The following is a 17,133-nucleotide window of genomic DNA, read 5'->3' on the forward strand; positions in this document are numbered from 1 at the left end:
TCTCAACTACACGCCCAGATAGCGGTCGCGCACCGCGCTGTCCAATGCCGCCGGCTTGCCATCCCAGACAGTGCTGCCTTTTTCAAGAATGGTGCAGCGGTCAGCGATGGGTAGAATCTCACTTAATGATTTATCCACGAGCAGCGTTGCCTGGCCTTGTTCTTTGAGCAGACGAATCGCCCGCCATATTTCCTGACGAATTACCGGAGCCAGGCCTTCTGTGGCTTCATCCAACACCAGCAGGCGCGGGTTAGTCATCAGCGCGCGCCCAATCGCCAGCATTTGCTGTTCACCGCCAGAAAGCGTTTTGGCCATTTGTGTCCGGCGCTCTTCCAAGCGCGGAAATAATGTTTCCACCCGCTCTAATGTCCACTCGCCCGGGCGGGCGGTGACCAGCAGGTTTTCGCGTACAGAAAGATTGGGAAAGCAGCGGCGCCCCTCTGGCACTAAGCCCAAACCCGCTTTGGCGATTCGATAGGCGGGCAGGCGGCGTAGATTCTGAGATTCAAACTCTATCGTGCCGCGGCTGGCTGGCGTGAGGCCGAATATAGAGCGAATGGTGGTGGTTTTTCCCATTCCATTGCGCCCCATCAATGCGACCATCTCACCCGCATTGACTTCGAGATTAACGCCAAACAGCGCCTGGGAAGGGCCATAAAAGGTTTCAATATCCGCAATCTTAAGCATCTGAATCTCCCAGGTACGCTTCACGGACGCGTGGGTCCTGTTTAATCGCCTCGCTGTCGCCATGGGCAATGACGCTTCCGGAGACCAGCACTGAAATGCGATCAGCAAGGCGAAACACTGCTTCCATATCGTGTTCAATCAGCAGAATCGGGACTTCAAGTTTCAGCGCTTCAAGCAGCTCAGTGAGCTTGGCAGAGCCCTCTGGGCCTAAACCTGCCATGGGTTCGTCCAACAGCAGGGCGCGCGGCTTCAGTGCCAGAGCGCAGGCCACTTCTACTTGGCGGCGCTCGCCGTGAGAAAGCTCAAATACCGGCGTCCAGGCACGGTGGCTTAACTGCATGCGCTCCAGCGCCTCATAAGCGGGTTCAAGCAGGCGCTGGTCGCTGGCAACCGGGCGCCAGAAACGAAAGCTGTGACTTTGTAGCGCTTGAACGCCCATCATCACGTTACGCATTACCGATAGCGGCTCAGCCAGTGAAGACACCTGAAAGCTACGTCCTAGCCCTAGACGAGCGCGCTGGGCAATGCTCATGCCGGTAATCTCGGTATAGGCTAAATAAACGTGTCCTTCATCCGGGCGTATATTGCCGGCAATTTGCCCAATCAGCGTTGATTTTCCCGCGCCGTTAGGGCCAATCAGCGCATGAATTTCCCCACGCTTAAGCTCCAGCGAGACATCGTTCGTCGCCTGCAGAGCGCCAAAGCGTTTATGCAGATTTTGCAGTGAAAGGACGCTATCACTCATTGCGCTCTCTCCCTGCCAGCCAGCCCATGATCCCGTGCTTGGCAAATAGCACGACGCCCAGTAGCACTAGCCCTAGAAAGAGCTGCCAGTACTGCGTGATACCGCCCAGGAAGGTTTCCATCATTACAAACAAAATCGCCCCGGCTAGGGGGCCGTAAAGACGCCCTACGCCGCCTAAAATCACAATTACCATCAGCTCTCCCGAGAAATGCCAGCTCAGCACTGACGGGCTAACAAAACCATTAAGATCTGCATAGAGTGCGCCCGCCAGCCCGGTAATGGCGGCAGAAATTACAAACGCCACCAGGCGAATCGGGTAGGGGCTGACGCCTGCAGTAGCTAGGCGCACGTCGTTTAAGCGCGCCATGGTGAGCGCCGCGCCAAAGCGCGACTTCATCAGCCGCGAGGTAATCGCCATTGCCATGACCAGGCCACCAAAGCAGATCAGAAAATAGCTCAACGCATTGGTGGTATCGACCAGTGGCAGGCTATTGCGTATGTAGATGGGCAGGCCGTCTTCACCACCGTAGGTGGGCCAGGAGTTAGCAAAGTAATAAATCATCTGAGCAAAGGCGAGGGTGATCATAATGAAGTACACCCCGGTCGTACGCAGCGATATAGCGCCGATTGCCAGTGCCAGCAGCGCGCATAGCAGGGCAGCGGCTAGCCACACTACTAGTAAGCTGTCGCTGCCCGGAATGCTCATAGGCCAGGTCATAAACGGCGTGAAATCAAACGCATGATAAGCGCTGATGCCTGCCACGTAGCCCCCCAGGCCGAAATACGCCGCATGGCCAAAGCTGACCATGCCGCCATAGCCAATGGCCAGATTAAGCCCGACCGCCGCCATGGCAATAATGGTGATGCGCGAGGCTAAATTAACGTAGTAGAGGTGGCCAAAAAAATACGCCGCCACGGGCAATAACAGCAGCAGCCCAAGCAACGCAATTTGCACCAGCCCTTTGCGGCCAAAGTGGCTGTCTGCCTGATTAGCTGGCGCAGCGCCTGAGCCGCCTGAGGAGTGCTTAGGAATAAAAGCGCGATCGCTATTAGAGGTAGACGATACGTCTGACGTAGGAATGTTATTAGTCATGGGCGGCAAACAGTCCTTTTGGCTTGAAGGCGAGTATCACGGCCATGAGGATATAAATCAGCATTGCCGCCAGCGCCGCGCCAACTCCGCTTGCCTCAGAAGGAGGCATGAACGCACGGAAGAAAATCGGCAAATAGACGCGCCCAAGCGTATCCACAAGCCCGACTAGCAGCGCACCGAGTAGCGCGCCTTTTATCGAGCCAATACCGCCAATCACGATGACCACAAAGGCCAGAATAAGCACCGGCTCACCCATGCCCACCTGCACCGACTGCAGCGCGCCCACCAGGGCGCCGGCTAACCCCGCTAGCGCGGCGCCTAAGGCAAACACGACGGTATACAGCTTTGAAATATTCACGCCGAGTGCGCCAATCATTTCGCGGTCGCTTTCACCAGCCCGAATGCGCATGCCTAAGCGTGTTTTAGAGATCAGAAAGTAAAGTGCGATTGAAATAACAATGCCGACGCCAATCAGCATTAGCCGATAAAGCGGGTAGCGGGTGTCGCCCGGCAGGGTGACGAATCCGGTTAGCCAAGATGGCGGGCTTAGTCGCATGGGCGACGAGCCGAAAATCCAACGTGTCCCTTCCGAAAAAATCAAAATAAGCGCAAACGTTGCCAATACCTGGTCGAGGTGAGGGCGATGATAAAGCCTGCGTATGACCAACAGTTCAACCAGCGCACCGACCAAGGCTGCTGCCGTCATGCCCGCTGCCAGCCCCATCAGAAAAGAGCCCGTTGACGCCGTCACCGCCGCAGTGGCGTAGGCGCCCACCATGTAAAAAGAACCGTGGGCGAGATTGATCAGCCCCATCACCCCGAATACCAGAGTGAGGCCGCTGGCCATCAGAAACAGCATCGTGCCAAGCTGTACGCCGTTGAGTATTTGCTCGATTAGCAGTGTCACGGACACGTTAGTTAACCTTTGCGAAGGAAGAGAGTAAAGGCTGGGTGATAGCACCCAGCCGCGGCGATATTACATCTGGCACTCTTCAAAGTAGACGTCTTGAATATCTTCAATGGCGATACCCAGCAAGCGATTGGTGGGCTGGCCATCGTCACCTTCTACGACTTCGCGAACGTAAATGTCTTGGATCGGGTGTTGGTTAGGGCCAAAGCGGAAATCTCCGCGCACGCTGTCAAAGTCTGCTGCGCGCAGCGCTTCGCGGAAGGCGTCTTTATCATCAGGATGAGCGACCTCAAGCGCGCTAAGGATTAAATTAGCCGTGTCATACCCTTGAGCGGCATAGAGCGTTGGCGTGCGGTCATAGGCTTCTCGGAAGCCTTCGACAAAGCGCTCATTGGCGTCATTCTCTAAGTCGTAAGCCCACAGTGACGTGTTGCGTGCACCAATCGCCGCACTGCCTACCGCTTTGATTAGGATTTCATCAAACGAGAACGCCGCGCCAAAGATCGGCATGTCGACCCCAGAGCCTTCCCATTGCTTCATGAACGAAATGCCCATTCCGCCGGGTAAGAAGAAGAACAGGCTATCGGCATCGCTGGCACGAATTTGGGCAATTTCAGCGGCGTAGTCGGTTTGGCCCATCTGGGTGTAAAGCTCGTCAACAACCTCGCCTTCATAAAGGTGTTTAAAGCCCGCTAAGGCATCGGTGCCTGCCGGGTAGTTGGGCGCCATGATGATTGGCCGCTCATAGCCTTGTTCACGCATGTAAGCGCCCATCGCGCCGTGCAGATTGTCGTTCTGATACGCGACGTTAAAGTAGTTTTCGTGGCACATGCGCCCCGCTAAATCGGAGGGCCCGGCGTTGGGGGAAAGGTAGAAAGTGCCTTGGCGCACGACGGCGGGAACCACGGCCATTGCCAAATTAGACCAGATAATACCAGTCAGAATGTCGACTTCATCACGCTGCATAAACTCATTGGCTAAGCTGCGCGCCAGGTCAGGGCGATTAGCATCGTCTTGAATTAAGACCTCAACATCGTCACGGCCCGACTGTTCAAGCGCCAGCATAAAGCCATCGCGAACATCCACACCTAAGTGCGAGCCGCCCCCTGACAGGGTCGTGATCATGCCAATTTTGACGTCATCAGCGTGCGCTGTCGCCAAGCTTGAAGAGAGCAGTAAACCAAGGCCCAAGCGAGTTATCTGTTTCATAGCAATTCCCTCATTATTAAATCGTTTTGTTGCTTGTGTTAGAGCAAGGAGAGTCAGCGCTGGGGTAGTGTTCTTGGCTCAAGCGAAAACGCTGAACCTTTCCCGTTGTTGTTTTTGGCAGAGCATCAATGAAACGTATGGAACGAGGATACTTATACGGTGCAATGGTCTGCTTTACGAAGTCTTGTAGCATTTGCTGACAAGCTTCATCTTGCTGAAATCCATCGTTTAAAACCACAAAAGCTTCGACAATTTGGCCGCGGGCCTGGTTAGGCGCCCCGATCACCGCACATTCTTTCACCGCGGGATGGGCAAGCAATGCCGCTTCGACCTCTGGGCCGGCAATGTTATAGCCTGCTGAGATAATCATGTCGTCGTTGCGAGCGGCGAAATGGAAGTAGCCGTCTTCATCCTGATAAAACGCATCGCCGGTGATATTCCAACCATCAGTGACATACCTGCGCTGGCGCTGGTCGGCTAAGTAGCGGCAGCCGGTCGGGCCGCGTACCGCCAGTTTGCCGATCGTGCCGCGGGGTACATCGTGCATTGCATCATCCACGATGCGTGCCTCGTAGCCAGTTACCGGTTTGCCCGTGCAGTTAGGGCGGTGGTCGTCCAGCCGATTAGAGATGAAGATATGCAGCATTTCCGTCGCCCCGATACCGTCAAGAATCGGTGTGCCCGTTTGCTTTATCCAGTCATGATAAATCGGTGCAGGCAGCGTTTCGCCCGCCGAAATAGCCACCCGCAGGCTGCTTAGGTCCGCTTGAGTAGTGGGTGCCGAGAGCATTGCCCGGTAAGCCGTTGGCGCTGTAAATACCACCGTGGCCCGATACTCGCGGATAATATCCATCATATTAGGCGGCGAGGCGTGTTCAAGTAACACGGCCGTAGCGCCAAAGCGGAGTGGGAATATTGCCAGCCCACCCAGGCCGAAAGTGAAGGCCAGCGGAGGAGAGCCGACGAAGACATCCTCTGGCGTGACCTGCAGGACTTCTTTGGCGTAACCGTCAGCAACCGCCAGCAGGTCGCGATGAAAATGCATGGTGGCTTTTGGTGGGCCGGTGGTGCCGGAAGTAAAGCCTAGCAGCGCGACGTCGTCGGCTGCGGTATCTACCGCGTCAAACGTGGCGGGTTTGCCTAGTGCTAAACGGTCAAGTTCCGCATCATGATTGGCGGTGCCATCAAAGCCCACGATGCGTTTCAGAACCGGGCACTGTTGCTGGCATTCCAGCAGTTCGTCGAGCAGGCGTGTATCGCATAAGGCCAGGCTAATATCTGCCTTATCAATCACCTGGCTCAGCTCTTTCGTGCGCAGCATGGGCATAGTGTTAACCACTACGGCACCGGCCTTGGTGGCGGCTAGCCAGCAGGCGACCATGGCCGGGTTATTCGCTGAGCGAATCAGCACTCGCTGGCCGGGCATGATGCCTAAGTCTTCTACCAATACGTGCGCCAGCCGGTTGGTCCATTCGGTGAGCTCGCGATAGGTGCGGCGACGGCCGTTGCCCGCTAAGGCAATGTGTTCACCAAAGCCTTGGGATAGCAGCCGGTCGCAGAGTTCCACGCCGGCATTGAGCCGTTGAGGATAATCGCAGCCTGCGAGCAAAAACGCGGGTTGGCAATCAATGGGTGGCAGGTTATCCCGCGCAAAAGTATCAGCATGGGCTGACTGGATGTACATGACCAACCTCCGTATTCGGTGTCGTTGTTTATTCCTGCCCACGTCCTGGCTCTGTCTTAAATACGTCTTAAATACGTCTTAAGTGCGCCTTAAGTGCGCCTTGGGCAGGGATACGGTGTCTGGCGTAATGTTTTATTGTTTTGGATAAAACTTACTCAAGCGGTGTGGCTTCTGGCTGTTTATTTGTCTGCTTATTCCTCGGCGAGCATGCTGCGGGCGATCACTATTTTTTGTACGTCGGACGCGCCTTCATAAATACGCAGCGCGCGGATTTCCCGGTAGAGGCTTTCGATGATATGGCCTTTACGTACGCCGTCACCGCCATGCAGCTGAACGGCCTGATCAATAACGAGCTGTGCTTGATCGGTGGCAAAAAGCTTGGCCATCGCCGCTTCACGGGTAACACGTTCAGCGCCTTGGTCTTTGGTCCAGGCGGCGCGATACACCAATAGGGCGGCGGCATCGACGTTCAGTGCCATATCGGCTAAGTGGCCCTGCACCATCTGCAGATCAGAAAGCGTAGCGCCGAACAGCTCGCGAGAGCGGCTGCGAGACAACGACTCATCGAGCGCTCGGCGTGCGAAACCGAGTGCCGCGGCACCTACCGTTGAGCGGAAGACATCCAGTACCGACATGGCAATGCGAAAACCTTGCCCAGCTTGGCCGATCAGCGCGCTGGCCGGCAGCAGCATATCGTTAAAGCCCAGCCGCGCTAACGGATGAGGCGCTACAGACTCCAGGCGCTCACGAATTTCCAGCCCTGGGGTATCGGCGGGCACTAGAAAGGCGGAAAGCCCTTTGGCGCCTGGGCCTTCACCGGTGCGAGCGAATACCGTGTAAATATCAGCAATGCCGCCGTTGGAAATCCAGGTTTTTTCGCCATTGATACGGTAGCTGTCGCCGTCGCGCTCAGCCGTGGTGTCCAGCTGGGCCACGTCTGAGCCAGAGCGAGGCTCGCTGAGAGCAAACGCCGAAAGCGCTTCGCCGCGGCGGGTTTTATCCAGCCACTTTTTCTGTTCATCGCTGCCGTATTGATTGATTGCGCCGGTGCCCAGCCCCTGCATGGCAAAGGCAAAGTCGGCCAATCCATCGTGGCGAGCCAGCGTTTCGCGAATCAGGCACAGGCTGCGCACGTCGATATGCTCGCCCGAGGTACCTTGTAAGAAGCCCGCCGCGCCCAGGTCGTGCACAAGCTGCACGCAGGTCGCATCCACATCGCTATGGTCGCGGGGCAGCTGTGCTTGGCACCACGCTTCAAGCTGCTCAGAAAGCTCGCGGTGCTTAGCCTCAAAGAAGGGCCATGCTAGGAAGCTCTTGTCGCTCATCAGTCCCCCTTGAACTCAGGTTTTTGTTTGGCTACAAAGGCGTGGTAGGCGCGTTCAAAGTCATTGGTTTGCATGCAGATAGCCTGCGCCTGCGCTTCTGATTCAATGGCCTGCTCTAGGCTCATCGACCACTCCTGGTTAAGCTGTGTTTTGGTAATGCTGTGGCCGAAGGTAGGCCCTTGAGCCAGGCGGGTGGCGTAAGCAAGGGCGTCGTCAATGAGCGACTCAGGGGCCACTACGCGGTTATAAAAGCCCCACTGCAGGCCTTCCTCGGCGCTCATGCTGCGCCCGCTGTAGAGCAAATCCGCCGCTCGGCCTTGGCCGATAATGCGCGGTAGTATCGCGCAGGCGCCCATGTCGCAACCCGCCAGCCCCACGCGAGTAAACAGAAATGCGGTGCTGGCGCGGGGGGTGGCAAAGCGGATATCCGAGGCCATGGCGATAATCGCCCCGGCACCGACGCAAATGCCGTCGACGGCGGCGATAATCGGTTTGCCGCAGTTCAGCATCGCTTTGACCAAGTCGCCGGTCATACGGGTGAATTCGAGCAGCCCTTTCATGTCGCGGCCTACCAGGGGGCCGATAATTTCATGCACATCGCCGCCCGAGCAGAAGTTATCGCCGTTAGCGGTAAACACCACCGCGTGCACATCCGAAGCGTAGGCAAGGTCGCGAAAGGTATCGCGAAGCTCAGCGTAGCTTTCGAAGGTCAGCGGGTTTTTACGCTCCGGGCGATTCAGCCGAATAACCGCGACGTCACCTTTCATTTCCCAGATAAAATGCTCGGGGACTAATTCCTTCATGCTTTTCATTTTATTGTTCTCGTATCGGTAGGTAAGCGGTGAAGCAGCTCGCCTATATGATGGGCATCCGCTTCGGTGACTTCTTCAAACAGTGCATTCACCCAGCGCTCATGGGCAGCGGCCATGCCGTTAAAGCTTTCCTGGCCTGTCTCGGTAAGGCACACGCGGGTGGCACGACGGTCGCCTTCAATCGCAATGCGCTGCACGAAGCCATCTTCCACCAAACGATCAATAATGCCGGTGACGTTGCCGTTGGAAACCCGCAGGCGGCGAGATAGCTCATTCATTTTCAGGCCTTCTGCATTGGCAGATAAAGCGGCCATGACGTCAAAGCGCGGCAGCGTAGAGTCATATTCCGTGCGCAGGCGTTCACGCAGCGCGGACTCTACCTGGCGGGTAACGCGCAGCATGCGCAGCCACAAGCGCAGGCGCTCTTTGGTTAAACGTTCGTCCGTCATACTTCACCGCCCGAAATAGAGATTGCCTGCCCGGTTATCGCGCTGCTGTTGGGGCCACATAGCCAAAGGGCCGTAGCACTGACTTCCGCCGGTGTGACCAATCGCCCGGTCGGGTTAGTCGATTCAAAGTGCGAGGTTGCCTGCTCGGCTGACTGGCCTGTTTTAGCCACAATGGTGTCAACGCTGGCAGCCAATAACGGCGTGTCGGTAAAGCCGGGGCACAGTGCATTTACGGTAATGTTGCGCGTGGCGGTTTCGATAGCCAAGGCACGTACCAGGCCGACCACGCCATGCTTTGCCGCGCAGTAAGCGCCTACATAGGCATAGCCTTTAAGGCCTGCAGTTGACGCGACGGCAATCAGGCGGCCGCCGTCGTTCAACTGCTTCAGGCTTTCGCGTAGCGTCAGAAAAACGCCGCTAAGATTAACGTTGAGCATGCGCTGCCACTGTTCAAACGATGTTTTTGCGAAGGATGCGCTTTCTGCCGCACCCGCGTTTGCAACCACAATGTCGACCCTGCCAAGCTGTGCAAAAAAAGCCACCATGGCTGCTTCGTCGGTGACATCAACGACTGCTAAATGAATACCACGATGCTGGTCAGCGACAGCTTTTAGAGCCGCTTCGCGACGCCCGATAATCGTCACCTCAGCCCCTGCGCTCGCAAAAGCCAGCGCCATGTCGGCGCCGATACCGCTACCGCCGCCGGTAATTACCGCTCGCTTGCCGGTCAGGCTCATACCCAGCCCTCGCCACGTTCTGCCAAACGCTGTAGCTGATCGGCACCTGCTCGGTAGGGCGCGGGCCACTCAACGTCGCTGTCGCCTAGCCCTGCCGCTACGTGAAGAAGCCAGTAAGGGTCAGCAAGATGAGGGCGGGCGATACAGACTAGATCGGCGCGACCGGCCATCAGAATCGAGTTCACGTGGTCGGCTTGGTAAATATTGCCCACGGCCATAGTGGCAATCGGTGTCTCGTTGCGTATGCGGTCAGAAAACGGCGTTTGGAACATGCGCCCATACACCGGCTTAGCCTGTGGCGACGTTTGCCCGGCTGAAACATCGATGATATCGACCTGGGCATCGCGCAGACGCTTGGCAATCTCAACGGCATCATCGGGAGTAATGCCTTCTTCGCCGCACCAGTCGTTGGCGGAAATACGCACCGACAGCGGCTTATGGGCCGGCCAAACGCTGCGCACGGCGTTAATTACTTCCAGCGGGTAGCGGAGTCGGTTATCAAGGCTACCGCCGTACTCATCGGCGCGGTGGTTGGTCAGCGGGGTAATAAATGAAGAGAGCAAATAGCCGTGTGCCGCATGAATCTCAATCATGTCAAAGCCCGCACGATCAGCCATCTGCGCGGCGCTGACAAACGCATCGCGCACGCGGTCCATATCGTCGCGGTCCATCGCTTTGGGCACTTGGTTACGCGCGGCCCACGGCACAGCAGAGGCTGAAAGCAGCGGCCAGTTGCCGTCGGCAAGCGGGGCATCCATCTCTTCCCAGCCCAGCTGAGTGGAGCCCTTAGCCCCGGAGTGGCCCAGCTGCGCGCACAGTTTGGCCTTGGTTTCTGCGTGTACAAAATCACACAGCCTGCGCCACGCCGCCTCGTGTTCGGGGGCGTACAGCCCCGGGCAACCTGGGGTAATCCGGCCGGTGGGGCTAACACAGGTCATTTCGGTATACACCAAGCCTGCGCCGCCTTTAGCGCGCTCAGCGTAATGGCTAAAATGCCAATCGGTAGGGCAGCCATCAATGGCCTTATACTGCGCCATGGGTGAGACCACGACGCGATTGGTCAGCGTCATGTCACGCAGCTGGTAAGGCGCGAACATCGGCGCACGAGCGCTGCCAGGGTTGCCTGCTTGGGTTTGAAACCAGCGCTCAGCGCTTTCTAGCCATTGCGGGTCGCGCACGCGCAGATTTTCATGGCTAATGCGCTGGGAGCGCGTCAATAGCGAATAGTTGAACTGCACCGGGTCGAGGTCCAAGTAGCGCTCTACTTCTTCAAACCATTCGGTAGAGTTGCGGGCGGCTGACTGTAAGCGCAGTACCTCGAAACGACGATCTTCTTCATAGCGGGCAACCGCCGTGGCGATGCTGCTCTCACTGTGCAGACAGTTAGCCAGGGCAATGGCGCTTTCTAGCGCGAGCTTGGAGCCCGAACCAATCGAGAAATGCGCCGTTGCGGCGGCATCGCCCATGAGCACGACGTTTTCATAGCGCCACTGTTCACACAGCACGCGCGGGAAGTTGATCCACGCCGAACCGCGCACATGGTGGGCATTGGTCATCAGCGGGTGCCCACCTAAGTGCTTGGCAAAAATGCGTTCGCAGACGTCAATAGATGCCTGCTGGCTCAGCTCGCCGAAGCCAAACGCCTGCCAGGTGGCTTCACTGCATTCGACGATAAAGGTCGCTGTGTCGTTATCAAACTGATAGGCGTGCGCCCAGACCCAGCCATGTTCGGTCTTTTCGAAGATAAAGGTGAAGGCATCGTTAAAGGTTTGGTGCGTTCCTAGCCAGACAAACTTGCACGCCCGGACATCGATGTCCGGTTTGAAATGTTCCGCGTAGGTTTGGCGAGTACGAGAGTTAAGGCCATCGGCGGCCAGTACCAAATCGTACTCGTGCCGATAACGGTCGATGCTGGCTTGCGTGGCATCGGTTTCAAAGCGCATCTCAACGCCCAGTTCACGAGCGCGTGCCTGTAATAGAATCAATAGCTGACGCCGGCCAATGCCACAAAAGCCGTGGCCGGTGGAAACGGTTTTAACGCCTTTATGGACGACCGCCACATCATCCCAATAAGCGAAATGTTCGCGAATACGCGCTGCACTCACTGGGTCATTGGCTGCAAGGTTATCTAAGGTTTCGTCTGATAAAACCACGCCCCAGCCGAACGTATCGTCTGCACGGTTGCGCTCGATGACTACGATGTCATGGGAAGGGTCCTGCAGTTTCATGCTGATGGCAAAATAAAGGCCGGCTGGCCCTCCACCGAGGCAGGCGATTCTCATTTTTGTTCTCCACAGGGAAACACACTCTTTTCTGAAGATAGAAAAAGAAGCAATAAAATTCAAGCATAAAATGTTTAGGTTTAAAATATATTTTCAAAAGGCCTGCTACTACGTGCTTTGCTCGCAAAAGACACCGGAAGGTGAGAGCATAAAAAAGTTAAAACCACGCCACGGCCTGCTGCTTGGGGGCGCTTGCCATCGGCCATAGAAGAAAGTGTTATGGTGGTTGGGTTTTTAGTGCTATGGAAACCGTACTGGCTGGTATTGACAGGGGTGGAGAGAGAAGTGAATCTAAGCCTATTCAATGCTAATCGCGGTTAAACGAGCCGTTAAGTAAATACTCACGTATAGGATTATGCAGAGCGTCACGCGTAATTATAAAGAGTTATGCACCGTTAAGGAGAGAGCTCCATGCTCGAAGATTGCAAAAATGCCCTGGAGCGCTGGGGGGGCGTGCACACCTTGATCGACCGCTGGCTAGATCAGCGTCGCCAGCTGTTAATAAGCTTCATTGAGTTAAAAGAGGCGTGTGATGCTGAGCTAGAAGCGGTGAGCAAAGCGCCTATCGATACCTTCAGTGAGCAGTTGATGGACTACATCAGCGCCGGTCATTTTGAAATTTACCCTCAGCTTTCGGAAGAAGCGCAAGCCTTTGGCGATGAGGCTGCGTTAGTCATCGCGGCTAAATTACTGGAGCGCTTAGAGATGTCGACCGAAATGGTGCTGGAGTTTGATGCTGACTTTGGCTCTACGCTCAGCTGCGAGCAGAATATTGCCCGTTTGCCCGCCTGGATTGACCGTTTGGCCCGAGGCCTGACGGAGCGCTTCGCGCTCGAAGACCAGTTGATTGCGCGCCTGCATGCCGCTAACAGCCCGCAGAACGCCAAAGCACCTGCTTAATTTCACTTATATAAGCTAACGCAGACAATCTAATAGGCGCCGCCATGCGGCGCTTTTGTCGTCGTGGCGTTTTGTTGCTCCCTTGCTTATCGTTCGCTGCTGGCTACTCGTGATTCACGACGCAATTTGCCGCCAATCACCAGCATACAAGGGGTGAGCAGTAGCGTGAGCGCGGTGGCGAAGGTGAGGCCACCCGCAATCGCGCTGGACATCTGTGTCCACCACTGAGCAGAAGGCGCATTAAAGCCGAGCGCAGGGGTAAATAGGTCGACGTTGATACCCAGTACCATTGGCATCAGCCCCAGCACCGTGGTGATCGCCGTTAGCAGTACCGGGCGTAAGCGCAAGCAGCCTGCTTCCAGGGCCGCCTCGCTCGGCGCCATGCCTTCGCCACGCAGCTCGTTATAGGTGTCAATCAAGACAATATTGTTGTTGACGACGATGCCTGCCAGGGCAATGACGCCCATGCCCACCATCACAATGCCAAACGCCTGACCGGTTATGAGCAGGCCCATCAGTACACCGGCGGTTGAGAAAACGATCGCTGACAGTACCAGACCCGCCTGATAGAAACTGTTGAACTGGGTCACCAAAATAATCGCCATCAGGCCGATAGCGATTAAGAATGCGCTGACCAGAAACTGCATCGACTCCTGCTGATCTTCCTGCTCGCCAGCAACGTTCACCATTAGCCCATCGGGTAGGCTGTCGCGGCTGGCGTCGAGCAGGGCGCGCAGGCGTTCGTCGGCGAGGTAGCCCGGGGCTAGGTCAGCGTCAACCGTAATGGCGCGGCGGCCATCAATACGGCTAAGCGTGCCCACTTTAGGCGCGGGCTCTAGCGTCACGAAATGCGAGATCGGCACCTGTCCACGCTGAGTGTTGATGGTCAGGCGCTCTAGCTGGTCTAACGAGCGCCAGTGTTGAGGTAGGCGCACGCGAATATCGACCTCATCGCTGACTTCCGGCGGCCGGTAGCTCGCTACCTGAAGGCCAGTGGTGAGCAGTTGCACCGCGCTACCAATCGTGGTGATGTCGGTGCCCATGCGCGCGGCGGCCTCGCGGTCCACGTTCACCTGCCATTCGACCCCCGGCAAGCTGCGATTGTCCTGAATATCGACAAAGCCACCCAGCTCGCGCATTAGCTGGGTGAGCTGGCCAACCCCTGCGTCGGCGACATCGGGGTTGGTGGCACTTACTTCTAGCACAATCGGCTTACCGCCGCCGGGGCCCGATTCTTGTTCCTGAAATTCAAGCGTAATGCCAGGAATGTCGCGGGCGCGATCGGCCATGTCGGCTAAAATAGCCCGGGCAGGGCGGCGCTCATGCCAGTCTATAAACTGGAATTGGAGCATGCCAATTACATCATTGCCTATCTGCTCGTTGGGTAGCGCAAAGGAGCGCGCATAGAGCGCTCTCACTTCGCTCAGGCCGGAGAGCTTAGCTTCCACTCGCTGGACAATGGCATCGGTCTCTTCTGCGGAGAAATCACCACGAGCGCGAACAAGCACCTGGGCACTATCTGGCTCAACGTTAGGGAAAAAATCGATGCCGTGATTAAAGCGTGCATAGCCGGTATACAGCAGCACCATTAGCAACACGGTGACGAGCAACACCCACGCCGGATGTTTGAGTAAGCGGGCAAGCACATGCCGATAGCCGCGGCCTAATGAGGTGGCGGCGGGCTCAAGGCTAGCATCTGTTTGGTTCGTCGCGGTGCGGGTAAACAGTCGGCCCAGCGTTGGTAAAAATATCAGCGCCATGGCCAGCGACGCCAGTAGGCACAGAATCACCGTAGCGGGCAGGTACTTCATAAATTGACCCACCACGCCGGGCCAGAACAGTAAGGGGATAAAGACGGCGAGCGTGGTAGCGGTAGAGGCGATTACCGGCCAGCTCATGCGTGACGCGGCGTTTAGCCACGCTTGGTGAGGCGTTTGGCCATCCCGTAAGTAGCGGTCAGCTAGCTCGCTCACCACGATCGCACCGTCCACCAGCATGCCGGCCACTAAAATCAGCGCGAACAGCACCACAATGTTGAGCGTAAAGCCAAACGCCCACACCAGCAGTATGCCGGTTAAAAAAGCGCCTGGTATCGTCAGGCCGACTAGCAGCGCCATGCGCCATCCCATCACCGCGACCACCACAATCAGCACCAGCACCACGGCGGTCAATACGTTGTTTAATAGCTCTGAAAGCATATTGGCAACGGTGGTCGACTCATCCAAAATAGTGGTGAAGCTCAGCTGCTCGGGCAGTAAATCACCGGCTTGTGCTAAACGCTCACGTACCGCGCTAATCGTTGCGATGATGTTCGCCCCGGCGCGCTTGGAAACTTCTAGCACCACCGCTGGCTGGCCATCTATACGGGCAAAACCCTCAGGAGATTTATAGGTAGGCTGAATCCATGCTACGTCGCCAAAGGTGACGACTTTGTCATCCTCGACTTTGACCGGCATATTCATGACGTCTTCAAGGGACTCAATGATGCCAGGCACTTTGAGCGCTAAACGCCCGGCGCCGGTATCGATACTACCCGCAGCGACCAAGCGATTATTGCGAGACACCTGATTAAACAGGGCATCAAAATCGACGCCGTAGCTTTCGAGCACTAGCGGATCAACGACTATTTCCAGCAGGTCTTCACGGTCGCCGGCAATATCGACCTCTAGCACATCGGCGATGCCTTCAATTTCCTCTTGCAAGCGTCTGGCAACGGTAATGCGCTCGCGGGTATCCAGCTGCCCGGAAAGGCCAATTGTTAACACCGGGAACTCTGAAACGTTGACCTCCATGACTCGCGGCTCATCGGCTTCTGAAGGCAGCTCGCTACGGGCAATATCTACCCGGTCGCGAACGTCAGTCAGCGCGGTGTCCGGGTCAAAGCCGGGATCAAACTCCAGAGTGATGGAACCATGCCCTTCGCTGGATTGAGCGGTGAACTTGCGTAGCCCTTCAATGCCGCGAAGCTCTTGCTCCATGGGCCGAATGAGCAGCCGTTCTCCGTCTTCTGGGCTAACGCCTTCCAGCGACAGCGAGACATAAATCATCGGGATCGTAACGTCAGGGTTGGCTTCTTTAGGAATCATCTGCCAAGCGACGGTACCCGCCAAAAGCAGGCTCACCAATAACAGTAGCGTGGTGCGGGTGTGCTCTAACGCCGCATTAATCAACTGGCGCATGAACGCTATCCTGCCCGACTTGCGGTTGCGAAATGATGGGGTCTTCAGCAGGTACCGGCGTAACCGTTTCGCCGATGTCCACCATGCCAGCGCCAAGCGTAATCAGGCGCAGCGGATCCGGTAAACCCGCAACGTAAGCACGCTGTATGTCGGCGCTGACCAACTGCACAGCGGTTTGCTGCACTTGGTCGTTAGCATCTAAATGTTTAACGGCCAGTTGGCCTTCGCCGTTTAGGCTAAGTAGCGCAGGCGAGAGCGTGTGAACTTGGCGAGGCGGCAGAATAATGGTGAGCTCCGCACTGGCGCCTGCTAGTCGCTTACCGGCCGGGTTGTCCAATGTGGCCTCAATATAAAAGGTGCGTGTGGCTTCTTCGGCACGGTGACTTATAAAGGTCAGCTCGCCTTCCAGGTGGTCGCCATTCAGCAGCCGTGCGGTGACCGGCAAACCCTCGGTCAAATCGCCTACCTGCTGTTGAGATACCCAGGCTGCGCCCTTCAAACGGCGGTCATCCACTAGCTGGGCCCACTCTTCACCGGGCTGCAATAGATCACCCACCTCTACCTGCACGCGATCCAGCACACCATCAAAAGGCGCAGTGGGGCGACTATCATTGAGTTGTTTCTGTAGCTGTGCCACCGACGCGGCGCTGGCGCTGAGCGCACTCTGTAAGCGCAACAGTTCCGGCTGTGAGATTAACTCTCGCTGGCGCAGGTTGCGCGCACCGCTGTACTCCGCTTCGGCCACTGCCAGTTCGTCGCGAGCTTGCTGCAACTGCTCGGGTAGAGCATCGTTATCCAGCACTAGCAAGGTGTCACCCGCCTGGACACGACTGCCTTGAGTCACCGGCTTCTCCGCCACAAAGCCCGCTAAGTTGGCACGCAGAGTGGTTTCACGTTCGGCGGTTAGCTGGCCTTGGATGATCTGCTGCGGAATAAACGGTGTGCTTTGCTGTTCAATCACTTCAACGCGCGGGCCTGTTTGGCTGCGCGCGGGGGCATCTGGCGGCGTTGTTTGGAAACGCTGGAAATTGCCAAACGCGAGCCATATCACCAGCGCCAGCACCAGTAGGCTAGCCAGGGCATAAGAAAAGGGGATTCTTCGCATGGGGGCGTCCATGTCC

General features: G+C 56.6%; 14 protein-coding genes. 1 reads left to right on the forward strand and 13 read right to left on the reverse strand.

All coding sequences use genetic code 11. The features are described 5' to 3' along the window. Nucleotides 1-6 precede the first annotated feature (6 nt). The 11 genes from ACT3TF_RS04530 to ACT3TF_RS04580 all read right to left on the reverse strand — a co-directional run bounded on the left by ACT3TF_RS04530 (nt 7) and on the right by ACT3TF_RS04580 (nt 11,933). Nucleotides 7-687 (reverse strand): ABC transporter ATP-binding protein, encoded by a 681-nt coding sequence (locus ACT3TF_RS04530; protein WP_192536147.1) that lies wholly within the window; start codon nt 685-687, stop codon nt 7-9. Then, nucleotides 680-1,432 (reverse strand): ABC transporter ATP-binding protein, encoded by a 753-nt coding sequence (locus tag ACT3TF_RS04535; protein ID WP_444671655.1) that lies wholly within the window; start codon nt 1,430-1,432, stop codon nt 680-682. The genes ACT3TF_RS04530 and ACT3TF_RS04535 overlap by 8 nt, the downstream gene beginning before the upstream one ends. Then, the gene (locus tag ACT3TF_RS04540) at nt 1,425-2,525 is read right to left on the reverse strand and encodes a branched-chain amino acid ABC transporter permease (RefSeq protein ID WP_225734476.1); all 1,101 of its coding nucleotides are present in this window, start codon (nt 2,523-2,525) and stop codon (nt 1,425-1,427) included. The genes ACT3TF_RS04535 and ACT3TF_RS04540 overlap by 8 nt, the downstream gene beginning before the upstream one ends. Further along, a complete protein-coding gene (locus ACT3TF_RS04545; protein WP_096281254.1) occupies nt 2,518-3,438 on the reverse strand; it encodes a branched-chain amino acid ABC transporter permease in 921 nt (306 codons plus the stop codon). Before ACT3TF_RS04545 ends, ACT3TF_RS04540 begins: the two co-directional genes overlap by 8 nt. Nucleotides 3,439-3,501: 63 nt before the next feature. After that, nucleotides 3,502-4,644 carry an ABC transporter substrate-binding protein gene (locus tag ACT3TF_RS04550; RefSeq protein ID WP_096281252.1) on the reverse strand — a complete coding sequence of 381 codons (1,143 nt, stop codon included), beginning with the start codon at nt 4,642-4,644 and terminating at the stop codon, nt 3,502-3,504. Between the two features lie 16 nt (nt 4,645-4,660). Next, the gene (locus ACT3TF_RS04555; RefSeq protein WP_444671656.1) at nt 4,661-6,328 is read right to left on the reverse strand and encodes a benzoate-CoA ligase family protein; all 1,668 of its coding nucleotides are present in this window, start codon (nt 6,326-6,328) and stop codon (nt 4,661-4,663) included. A gap of 191 nt (nt 6,329-6,519) precedes the next feature. Then, the gene (locus ACT3TF_RS04560) at nt 6,520-7,653 is read right to left on the reverse strand and encodes an acyl-CoA dehydrogenase family protein (RefSeq protein WP_444671657.1); all 1,134 of its coding nucleotides are present in this window, start codon (nt 7,651-7,653) and stop codon (nt 6,520-6,522) included. Next, the gene (locus ACT3TF_RS04565; protein ID WP_192536143.1) at nt 7,653-8,465 is read right to left on the reverse strand and encodes an enoyl-CoA hydratase family protein; all 813 of its coding nucleotides are present in this window, start codon (nt 8,463-8,465) and stop codon (nt 7,653-7,655) included. Before ACT3TF_RS04565 ends, ACT3TF_RS04560 begins: the two co-directional genes overlap by 1 nt. Beyond that, nucleotides 8,462-8,914, reverse strand: coding sequence for a MarR family winged helix-turn-helix transcriptional regulator (locus ACT3TF_RS04570; RefSeq protein WP_193062295.1), 453 nt, complete (start codon nt 8,912-8,914; stop codon nt 8,462-8,464). Before ACT3TF_RS04570 ends, ACT3TF_RS04565 begins: the two co-directional genes overlap by 4 nt. Next, nucleotides 8,911-9,651 carry an SDR family NAD(P)-dependent oxidoreductase gene (locus ACT3TF_RS04575; RefSeq protein WP_444671658.1) on the reverse strand — a complete coding sequence of 247 codons (741 nt, stop codon included), beginning with the start codon at nt 9,649-9,651 and terminating at the stop codon, nt 8,911-8,913. Before ACT3TF_RS04575 ends, ACT3TF_RS04570 begins: the two co-directional genes overlap by 4 nt. After that, nucleotides 9,648-11,933 carry a bifunctional salicylyl-CoA 5-hydroxylase/oxidoreductase gene (locus tag ACT3TF_RS04580; protein ID WP_444671659.1) on the reverse strand — a complete coding sequence of 762 codons (2,286 nt, stop codon included), beginning with the start codon at nt 11,931-11,933 and terminating at the stop codon, nt 9,648-9,650. The genes ACT3TF_RS04575 and ACT3TF_RS04580 overlap by 4 nt, the downstream gene beginning before the upstream one ends. A 411-nt stretch (nt 11,934-12,344) precedes the next feature. Between ACT3TF_RS04580 and rsd the strand changes: the two genes are divergently transcribed. After that, complete coding sequence (rsd, locus tag ACT3TF_RS04585) at nt 12,345-12,833, forward strand: sigma D regulator (protein ID WP_193062299.1); 489 nt, start codon at nt 12,345-12,347, stop codon at nt 12,831-12,833. A gap of 86 nt (nt 12,834-12,919) precedes the next feature. Here the strand turns inward: rsd and ACT3TF_RS04590 are convergent, their stop codons facing one another. Next, nucleotides 12,920-16,012 (reverse strand): efflux RND transporter permease subunit, encoded by a 3,093-nt coding sequence (locus ACT3TF_RS04590; RefSeq protein ID WP_444671660.1) that lies wholly within the window; start codon nt 16,010-16,012, stop codon nt 12,920-12,922. Beyond that, entirely contained in the window at nt 15,996-17,117 is a 1,122-nt protein-coding gene (locus tag ACT3TF_RS04595) for an efflux RND transporter periplasmic adaptor subunit (RefSeq protein WP_444671661.1), read from the reverse strand. The genes ACT3TF_RS04590 and ACT3TF_RS04595 overlap by 17 nt, the downstream gene beginning before the upstream one ends. Nucleotides 17,118-17,133 lie beyond the last annotated feature (16 nt).

Source organism: Halomonas sp. AOP25-F1-15 (genome assembly GCF_052378675.1).
GTDB classification, from domain to species: domain Bacteria; phylum Pseudomonadota; class Gammaproteobacteria; order Pseudomonadales; family Halomonadaceae; genus Vreelandella; species Vreelandella casei.

What these genes read in the sequence shown, in the direction of transcription:
- ACT3TF_RS04530 (WP_192536147.1), bottom strand. Translation starts at nt 687, where the DNA reads ATGCTTAAGATTGCGGATATTGAAACCTTTTATGGCCCTTCCCAGGCG.
- ACT3TF_RS04535 (WP_444671655.1), bottom strand. Translation starts at nt 1,432, where the DNA reads ATGAGTGATAGCGTCCTTTCACTGCAAAATCTGCATAAACGCTTTGGC.
- ACT3TF_RS04540 (WP_225734476.1), bottom strand. Translation starts at nt 2,525, where the DNA reads ATGACTAATAACATTCCTACGTCAGACGTATCGTCTACCTCTAATAGC.
- ACT3TF_RS04550 (WP_096281252.1), bottom strand. Translation starts at nt 4,644, where the DNA reads ATGAAACAGATAACTCGCTTGGGCCTTGGTTTACTGCTCTCTTCAAGC.
- ACT3TF_RS04555 (WP_444671656.1), bottom strand. Translation starts at nt 6,328, where the DNA reads ATGTACATCCAGTCAGCCCATGCTGATACTTTTGCGCGGGATAACCTG.
- ACT3TF_RS04560 (WP_444671657.1), bottom strand. Translation starts at nt 7,653, where the DNA reads ATGAGCGACAAGAGCTTCCTAGCATGGCCCTTCTTTGAGGCTAAGCAC.
- ACT3TF_RS04565 (WP_192536143.1), bottom strand. Translation starts at nt 8,465, where the DNA reads ATGAAAAGCATGAAGGAATTAGTCCCCGAGCATTTTATCTGGGAAATG.
- ACT3TF_RS04570 (WP_193062295.1), bottom strand. Translation starts at nt 8,914, where the DNA reads ATGACGGACGAACGTTTAACCAAAGAGCGCCTGCGCTTGTGGCTGCGC.
- ACT3TF_RS04575 (WP_444671658.1), bottom strand. Translation starts at nt 9,651, where the DNA reads ATGAGCCTGACCGGCAAGCGAGCGGTAATTACCGGCGGCGGTAGCGGT.
- ACT3TF_RS04580 (WP_444671659.1), bottom strand. Translation starts at nt 11,933, where the DNA reads ATGAGAATCGCCTGCCTCGGTGGAGGGCCAGCCGGCCTTTATTTTGCC.
- rsd (WP_193062299.1), top strand. Translation starts at nt 12,345, where the DNA reads ATGCTCGAAGATTGCAAAAATGCCCTGGAGCGCTGGGGGGGCGTGCAC.
- ACT3TF_RS04590 (WP_444671660.1), bottom strand. Translation starts at nt 16,012, where the DNA reads ATGCGCCAGTTGATTAATGCGGCGTTAGAGCACACCCGCACCACGCTA.
- ACT3TF_RS04595 (WP_444671661.1), bottom strand. Translation starts at nt 17,117, where the DNA reads ATGCGAAGAATCCCCTTTTCTTATGCCCTGGCTAGCCTACTGGTGCTG.